Annotated in this window: 1 protein-coding gene; it reads left to right on the forward strand. The window is 65.1% G+C overall.

Annotated features, from left to right (window positions below):
- Positions 1–1,516 (forward strand): hypothetical protein (locus VGQ94_03815; GenBank protein ID HEV2021634.1); only part of this gene is annotated, 1,516 nt, incomplete at both ends.

Here is a 1,516-nt window from a genome sequence, read left to right on the forward strand (position 1 = left end):
GATGGACCGGCCCATCAAAGAGATCGTCAACCGGCCGGAGGCACACGCCGGCATGGGCTGCATGATGTGCCACTCCATGGTGAAGGTGAAGAGCAGCATGGGGCAGGGCGACTTTGTGGTGGAGTATCCCAAGCTGCACGAACTGGCAGCCAGCGAGAACCCGCTGATGCAGAGGCTGCACGATTTTGCCGTGCGGCTGAACCCCGAGCCGCACCGCCGAACTTTTCTGAAGCCCTTCATGCGACAGCAAACGGCGGAGTTCTGCTCCACTTGCCACAAGGTGCACCTGGACGTCCCGGTGAACAATTATCGCTGGGTGCGCGGCTTCAATGATTACGACAACTGGCAGGCCAGCGGCGTCTCCGGTCAAGGCGCGCGCTCGTTCTACTATCCGCCCAAGCCGCAGAAGTGCGCCGACTGCCACATGCCGCTGGTGGACTCCCACGACGACGCCAACGTGGACGGCCAGGTGCACTCCCACCGCTTTCCCGCAGCCAACACCGCGCTCCCCTTCGCCAATCAGGATCAGAAGCAGCTGGAGGTGGTGGAGAAATTCCTAAAGGACAAGATCGTGAGCGTGGACATCTTCGCCTTGACCGCGGCGCAACCTGGGACGCAGGAGGGAGGGGAGGCGCGCCACGAGATGTCCACGGCGTTCGCGGTGGGCGAAGAAGCCGAGACCACGACGCCCGGGACCTCGGCGGGCGATGCCGTTCCAGTCGTCGCCCCGCTCAACCGCGCGCTGCCCGCGTTGCGGCCGGGCGAAAGCGTGCGCGTGGACGTGGTGGTGCGTACACGCAAGGTCGGCCACTTCTTTCCCGGCGGCACCGTGGATGCCTTCGACGTGTGGCTGGAGCTGCAGGCGCTGGATGAGCAGGGCAAGATCCTCTTCTGGAGCGGGAAGGTCGAAGACGATGGCAAAGGCCCGGTGGAAAAAGGCGCGCACTTCTATCGCTCGTTGATGGTGGATGCCAAAGGAAATCCCATCAACAAGCGCAATGCCTGGGCCACGCGGGCGCTGGTGTATGTCCGGCTGATCCCGCCGGGCGCCGCGGACACGGTCCACTATCGCCTGCGAGTCCCGGAGAACGCCTCCGGCCACGTCACGCTCAAGGCGCAGCTGCATTACCGGAAGTTCGCGTGGTGGAATACGCACTTCGCCTACGCCGGCGTTCCCAATCCCGAGCAGAAGGACGCCACCCACACGGCGGATTATGACGACCGGCAGTTTGTCTTTGCCGGGGACACGGCCACGGTTTCCGGGAAGCTGAAGTACGCGCCCGATCTGCCGGTGGTCACGCTGGCGGAGAACGAGGTCACGCTGCCGGTGGCGGCACGCGGCGCGCCTCCACAGGCCGTGCAGCCGGTGCTCGACGGCAAGGACTGGGAGCGCTGGAACGACTACGGCATCGGGCTGCTGCTGCAGGGCGATCTGAAAGGCGCGGAGGCTGCCTTCCAGAGGGTCACCGAGGTTGCTCCGGCGAATCCCGATGGCTGGGTGAACATCGGGCGCGTC

The organism is Terriglobales bacterium, from assembly GCA_035937135.1.
In the GTDB taxonomy this organism is placed as follows: domain Bacteria; phylum Acidobacteriota; class Terriglobia; order Terriglobales; family Acidobacteriaceae; genus DASYVL01.